6 protein-coding genes are annotated in these 6,148 nt (G+C 70.2%); 3 read left to right on the top strand and 3 right to left on the bottom strand.

Annotated features, from left to right (window positions below):
- Positions 1 to 685 precede the first annotated feature (685 nt).
- Positions 686 to 1,936, top strand: a complete 1,251-nt coding sequence (locus E1165_RS27435; protein ID WP_132394603.1) for a hypothetical protein — start codon at positions 686 to 688, stop codon at positions 1,934 to 1,936.
- On the opposite strand, the gene E1165_RS30250 is transcribed toward E1165_RS27435, so the two are convergent.
- Both E1165_RS30250 and E1165_RS27425 read right to left on the bottom strand, forming a co-directional pair.
- Entirely contained in the window at positions 1,851 to 2,756 is a 906-nt protein-coding gene (locus E1165_RS30250; protein ID WP_132394602.1) for an IS30 family transposase, read from the bottom strand. The genes E1165_RS27435 and E1165_RS30250 overlap by 86 nt on opposite strands.
- A complete protein-coding gene (locus E1165_RS27425; protein WP_132394601.1) occupies positions 2,734 to 3,243 on the bottom strand; it encodes a DedA family protein in 510 nt (169 codons plus the stop codon). The genes E1165_RS30250 and E1165_RS27425 overlap by 23 nt, the downstream gene beginning before the upstream one ends.
- 195 nt (positions 3,244 to 3,438) lie before the next feature.
- Between E1165_RS27425 and E1165_RS27420 the strand changes: the two genes are divergently transcribed.
- Positions 3,439 to 4,566: a sensor histidine kinase gene (locus tag E1165_RS27420; RefSeq protein ID WP_132394600.1), complete on the top strand. Its 1,128-nt coding sequence runs from the start codon at positions 3,439 to 3,441 to the stop codon at positions 4,564 to 4,566.
- Complete coding sequence (locus tag E1165_RS27415; protein WP_132394599.1) at positions 4,563 to 5,261, top strand: response regulator transcription factor; 699 nt, start codon at positions 4,563 to 4,565, stop codon at positions 5,259 to 5,261. Before E1165_RS27420 ends, E1165_RS27415 begins: the two co-directional genes overlap by 4 nt.
- On the opposite strand, the gene E1165_RS27410 is transcribed toward E1165_RS27415, so the two are convergent.
- A complete protein-coding gene (locus E1165_RS27410) occupies positions 5,204 to 5,848 on the bottom strand; it encodes a class I SAM-dependent methyltransferase (protein ID WP_243705018.1) in 645 nt (214 codons plus the stop codon). The genes E1165_RS27415 and E1165_RS27410 overlap by 58 nt on opposite strands.
- Positions 5,849 to 6,148 lie beyond the last annotated feature (300 nt).

Raw genomic sequence — 6,148 nt, 5'->3', positions numbered from 1 at the left:
TTTGCGGGCGCGGTCGTGGCGCATGGTGGTTCGCGGGTCGGGGTGGCGGGCGGCGATCTGCGTGTCGTGGAGGCTGACGTCGGCGTCGAGTCTGGTGGTCATGAAGGTGTGGCGCAGTATGTGGGGGGTGCGTCCTCGGTGTTCGGATTCCTCGCGGTAGCGGCGAGGTGTTTGAGTCGGCGGGTGGCGGGGCGCCGGTTCATCCGCCGGCCGTGGGTGTTGCGCGGGATCGGGTCGTTGGTGCGGTCGTCGACGCGCGGTCGATGGTCCTGGCGACTGTGGGTGGTGGCGGGACGAGGAGGACCTTGCCGCCGCTGCCGCGTACGCGTAGGACCTGGTGGCTGTGTTCCTCGTCCGGGTCGGTGATGTTCGATCCGCGCGGGCTTCGATGATCCGCGAGCCGAGTGGGCGCAGGAGCGCGACGAGGGCGATGTCGTTCGGGTTCGGGGACTGTCGGGCGGTGGTGATCACGGCTTCGAACCGTAGGTGATCGCCGGACGCAATGATCACCACTTTCATGATCGGCAACCTCGCCCAACGCCTCACCACCGAAACCACCCCAACCTGGCGAGACACCTAAACGCGCATCACCCGCAAACTGCGTGGACCAGATGCCCTCTAATCTGGAACCTGTCTCGTTTCGGCGGTGTCGATCATTCATACACCTAACGGAAGGAGACGCCGTATGCCCGACTCACCGCGCCGCGAGCTGATCGTCTGGAGCGAAACCAACCCGCCCCATGACGGGCTATGGCCTGACCGGCGGCCGCAGACCGCAGATAGGTGGCGCCGCCGAGCTGGTAGCGCCTTCATCGCGGCGGCGTTGTTGGCGGCGATTGGCGTTCCGGTTAGGCACGCGGCATCTGGCGAGAAGGTCAGCCGGGGTGGCGCCGCGGTGGCGGCGGACGCGACGCACTTCGACAATGCCGGTACCGAAGCGGACGCCGGCGAGGTGGACGGGACGCGATTCAATGCCCTATTCGTCCAGTTCGTCGACCGGGACCACGGGTTCGCGCTGACCGCGACGTGCCCCGACGGTAAGCAGTTTTGCTCGTACGGACTTGCCGTCAGCATCGACGGTGGTCGCAGCTACCAGCATCGGGCGCTTCCGTTGGCGAAGGTTGCACCGGCTGAGGGCTATAGCGCCGACCTGCACGCCGTCACCACACATACCGTCGTGATCGAAGACCGCGGAGAGTGGTGGGTGAGCATCGACGCCGGCCGTACGTGGCGTTCGGCACCGGACTCCGTGGCGCGAAGTGTCGCCGAGATCCCCGCCGCCGGGCGTCTACACACCCGTTGTCGCGGTACGAGCTGCGACATCCGCGAACTGACGGTGATCGACCCAAGCACCGGCATGCGCCTGACGGTGCCCAACGTGCCGTTGGAGCAGGTCCACGGCTCGTCGGAGTCCACGATCGCCCCTGACGGCACCCGATGGATCTCCGGCACCGCCCGGGGCGATGTCCCCGCTCTGGCCACTACGCGCGACGGTGGCCGCACCTGGTCGGTGTCACGATTCCCCAAGCCGGACAAGCTGCTGTCCGCGCCCAGGCTACTGGTGGGACCCGGCAGCCTCCGGTATGCGGTGTTCTCCGTCCAGCGCAAGGACGCCAAGAACGGCTTCGGGCCCATGTACGCCAGCACGGACGCGGGCCGAACGTGGACCCAAGTCCGTGACGGCGAAGAGCAACCCACCTCGATCCTGGGCGCGATCGTCGGGCCGGATGGACGGCTGCTGATCGGCACGGAGCTCAACGGTCCGATGATCAGCGCCGATGGGGGTCGCACCTTTACGAGACTGGAGGCCGGGCCCAATGTCTCCAACTTCATTGAGCGCAGCGGGATAATCACGGCTCAGAGGGGCGACGGGTCCTACTCGACGTCGCTGAACGGTGGGGCGACGTGGTCACCGATCTCGGTGCCAGCGCCGTAGCTGGCTCCTTAGACCGAATATTATTCGTATTCGCCGTCCGGTTCTCAGCGAGGACGCGGTTCGGTGATCTGTGGAGTGTCTCAGACTGTGGTTCAGGTTGGACACGACCCCGGCCTTCGTGCGCGTCCGGATCCACCTTCGAAAATCCTCCCATGGTGTCGATGAGGGCGTCGCGGATTACGCCGGGGGCGCGTCCGGTGGGTAGGTGCACCAGCATTGTGTAGCGGGTAGCGCGTTCCACGAGGGCGCCGATGGCCGACTTGTTGTCCTTGCCGATGATGGGGTCGCCCTCCCAGTGACCTGGCACGGCCCGCTCCGCGACCTCGGCGGGCCGGTCGCTGATCACCACCATCGCTGCGGCCATCCTCGGTTGACGCTGTTGGGCTTGGCGGCGCGGCCGGCACATGGCTCGGCCGGCGCGCAGTGTCCGGGCCAACTCGCGGCGTACCACACCGCGGCCTTGGGCGTAGAGGGCCCGGTAGATCGTCTTGTGGCTGACGCGCATCTCCGGCTGGTCGGGAAGGTCCCGCCGTAACCGTCGCGTGATCTGCTCGGGGCTCCATCGGAAGGTCAGGTGCTCTTGAACGAACGCGTGTAGCCGCGGGTTACCGGCGAGCTTCCTGATCTTCGGCCTGGGACGCCGGGAGTCGGCGCGGGCTCGCGCGGCGTGGGGTGGTAGCCCCCCGTATCCCGGATGGTTGCTACGCCGGATCTCCCGATTGATCGTCGACGGGCTACGGCCCAGCTCCGCGGCGGTCGACCTCGCGGAGTCGGGCCGGCGCTGCGCTGCCGTGCTGTTATCCCGCGGTACCGGCGGCATAGCCGATCAGGATGGTGCCAGGCGCCCACACCGCGACGGCGACGGCGTCGTACACGAGGAAGCGGCGGTAGTGCATGCCAGCGACGCCGGCCACCCGCGGCACGAGCGTGCGTACGAACGCGGTACACCGGCCGATCGTGACGGCGATCCCGCCGCGTCGCACCAGGTGCTCGGCATGCCGCCAGCGTCGGCTTCCGATGCGCCGGCCCAGTCGACCGGTGCGCAGCCGGGGGCCGATGACGCGGCCCTCCCAGTAGCCGACCGAGTCGCCGAGCAGCGCGGCCAGCACCGCGACCGCGGTCGTCACCGGCAGGTCCAGCGTGCCGGTGGCCGACAGTGCGCCGAGTGCCAGCATGACCGACGCGGCCGGCACGAACGCGCCGAGGAGCAGCCCGACCTCGGCCGCGATCAACAGCGCACCGGCGGCGTAAACGGCCGCAGGTGGCAGCTGCGACCCCCGCTCCACCAGCCAGATTCCCAGATCCATCTCCCGACCGTAGGCGGGCCGCAGGGCGTCCGGCCTCGATCGATCGGGTCCGGACGCGGCCGGTGCGTCGGCCGGGCCGACCGGTGGAACGAGGCACGCCGGCCGATAGAACGAGACCCGTGGGCCGGTGGTGGTCCGTATCGTCGCGGTGTGGACGTGACAGCGCGCTGGCCAGCTCGTCCGGTGCTGTTGTGCATGACGACCGGTACCGTTGTCGCCGTAGTGAACACGCTGCTCGACTGGCCGATCGGGACGGCGCAGCGGTGCGTCGCGATCGCCTTGGCAGTCGCGAGCGGCCTGCTGCTGGGCACGCTACCCAGGTGGCCGCTGGTCGCGGTCGGCACCGAGGCGGTCTTGGTCGTGGTGACCACGTGGTTCTCGCCATTCACCAACGCTGCAGCGCTACTGTTCCTCCTCGTCGCGCTCGGTGCGCTCGGTTACCGTGCGCGCTGGTCGGTCACGCTGGCCGGTGCGGTCGCGACATACGCCGCGCTGGTGGTGCAGGCGTCGTTCGGCAGCGACATCAACGCGCCGTTGTCGACACTGCTCGGCATGACGGCCCTGCCAGTGGTGGCCGGCCGCTACCTGGCCGGTCTGCAGCGGGCCCGGGGAGTGGCCGAGGAGCGGGCAGCGGAGGCCGAGGCGCGCCGCAGGGTCGAGACCCGTGCGGCGCGCCTCGCCGAGCGGGCCCGCCTCGCCCGGGATTTGCACGACATCATCGCGCACCACGTGGGCGCGATGACGCTGCGGGCCAGCGTCGGCACGCTCGCGCTGGACAACGGCGGTGACCCGGCGGTGGCCCGTGCCGCGCTCATCGACGTGGCCACGACCGGTCGTCAGGCGCTGGACGAGCTGCGCGGCGTGCTGGCGGTGCTGCGCGACCCGGACGCGGTCGACGCCGGCGAGGGGTCGGCGTTGGTGACCGACCCGGAGGCGACACTCGTCGACGCGATCGACCGGCTGCGCCGGGCGGGCGTGCCGGTCACCTCCGAGGTCGACCCGCGGCTGGCCGACACCTCGCTGCTGGTTCGCACCACGGTGGTCCGGGTCGTGCAGGAGGCGTTGACCAACGTCCTCAAGCACACCGGCGCGGGCACCGAAACCACGGTCGGCGTCACGGTTTCCGGCACCGGCGCGGTGCGCGCGGTGATCGAGAACGCGCCGCCGTCGGGGCCGGGACCGATGCCGCTTCCGGCATCCGGTCAGGGGCTGGACGGGATGCGGCAGCGGGTCGCCGTGCTCGATGGAACGCTGACCGCCGCCCCAACTTCCCGGTCGGGATGGCGAGTCGAGGCGAACCTACCGGGCAAGGGGCAGGCATGATCCGTGCGCTCGTCGTCGACGACCAGGGCCTGGTCCGGGCCGGCATCCGGGTCCTGCTCGACACCGCACCCGACATCGAGGTGGTTGGGGAGGCGGCCGACGGGCACAACGCGGTGCGGTTGGTCGAGCGGCTGCGCCCGGACGTCGTGTTGATGGACATCCGCATGCCCCGCGTCGACGGAATCGAGGCGACCAGGCGGTTGCTGGCCGCGGCACCATTGACGAACGTGCTCATCCTCACGACGTTCGCCGACGACGACAGTGTGTACGGCGCGCTGAGCGCCGGTGCGGTGGGATATCTCGTCAAAGACGGCGAGCCGGCCGACATGCTCGACGCGGTACGCCGGGCGGCGCGCGGAAAGCCGCTGCTCGCGCCGTCCGTGCTCGCCCGCGTCGTCGACCGGGCCCGGCGCTCCCACGCCGCCGACCGGAACGGCGACACCGAGCAGCCTGACACCGCGGTCCTGGCCGCGCTCACCGCCCGCGAGCGCGACGTGCTCAGCCTCGTCGGCGTCGGGCTCTCCAATGCCGAGATCGCCAGTGACCTGAACGTCGGTGTGACGACGGTGAAGACGCACATCGTGGCACTGCTGGAAAAGCTCGGTGTCCGCAACCGGGTGCAGGCCGGCATCCTCGCTCACCGGCTCGGACTCGTCGACGAGCAGTTCCGCCCATGCCGGGCGCCGGCGGACTGATGCCGCGGCCGGCGGGCGTGGTAGACCAGCGCCGGTGGCAGGTTCGCCCACACCGTGCGGCCGGCCACCACCTCCTCGAAGAGGCCGGTTAGTCGGTTTCGCAGCCGACGGGCCGGGCTGGTCCAGCTCGCGTGCAGGTACGCGAACGTGGTGAACGCGCCGTGCGGCGCCATGCCGGCGACGATCGCCGCCATCGTCCGGTCCACCAGCGCGGCGGGCAGCACCGTCCAGGGCAGCCCGCTCACCACCACGTCGGCCGGTGACAGCCCGTATGCGGCGAGCACGTCCGGCAGCTCCTCGGCGGCCGCCGTCACCACGTTTACCATCGGAAACCGGCGCCTCAGCAGCGCGGTGAACACCGGGTCGACCTCCAACGCCAAATGGCACCCGCGACCGCCAAGCCGGCGCTGGATCAGCTCGGTGAACGCGCCAGTGCCCGGCCCGAGCTCGACCACCACAGGATGGCCGGTGTCCGGCACCGGCACCGTAGTCCGCCGCGCGAGCCGCGACGAACTCGGTGCCACCGCGCCGACGCGCCGCGGGTTCTGCAGGAACCGGCCCAGGAACAACGCCGTCTCTATCGTCACGACGCGCACGCTACGAGCTGGCACTTGGCCGGTGCCTCGATCGGTTGGCCGCAACGTCGACCGGTCGATCGGTATTCGGGCCTACACGGTGCCGGTGAGGCGGGCGGTGAGCCTTCCTGCGACAGGAAGCCGGCAACCAAGCGGCGGGCATCTACTACGGCCGGTACGTTAGCGGTCGCCTGACTCCCTCATGTCGTGCCCGGCCGCTCTGGTCCTGCGGCCAGTGTGCAGGACCGGGCCGGTGCCGGTCAGAGGGATCCGACGGTGGGGCGATCGTGTGCGCAATGCTCACGCCACCGC

The organism is Micromonospora sp. KC723, assembly GCF_004348595.1.
Classification (GTDB): Bacteria; Actinomycetota; Actinomycetes; order Mycobacteriales; family Micromonosporaceae; genus Micromonospora.
The sequence above is the reverse complement of the archived record's forward strand: the minus strand, read 5'-3'. Positions and strand labels throughout refer to the sequence as shown.

Bases quoted from the DNA above. Each gene is read 5' to 3' on its own strand.
- E1165_RS27425 (WP_132394601.1), bottom strand. From the start codon at position 3,243: ATGGATCTGGGAATCTGGCTGGTGGAGCGGGGGTCGCAGCTGCCACCT.
- E1165_RS27420 (WP_132394600.1), top strand. From the start codon at position 3,439: ATGACGACCGGTACCGTTGTCGCCGTAGTGAACACGCTGCTCGACTGG.
- E1165_RS27415 (WP_132394599.1), top strand. From the start codon at position 4,563: ATGATCCGTGCGCTCGTCGTCGACGACCAGGGCCTGGTCCGGGCCGGC.
- E1165_RS30250 (WP_132394602.1), bottom strand. From the start codon at position 2,756: ATGCCGCCGGTACCGCGGGATAACAGCACGGCAGCGCAGCGCCGGCCC.
- E1165_RS27435 (WP_132394603.1), top strand. From the start codon at position 686: ATGCCCGACTCACCGCGCCGCGAGCTGATCGTCTGGAGCGAAACCAAC.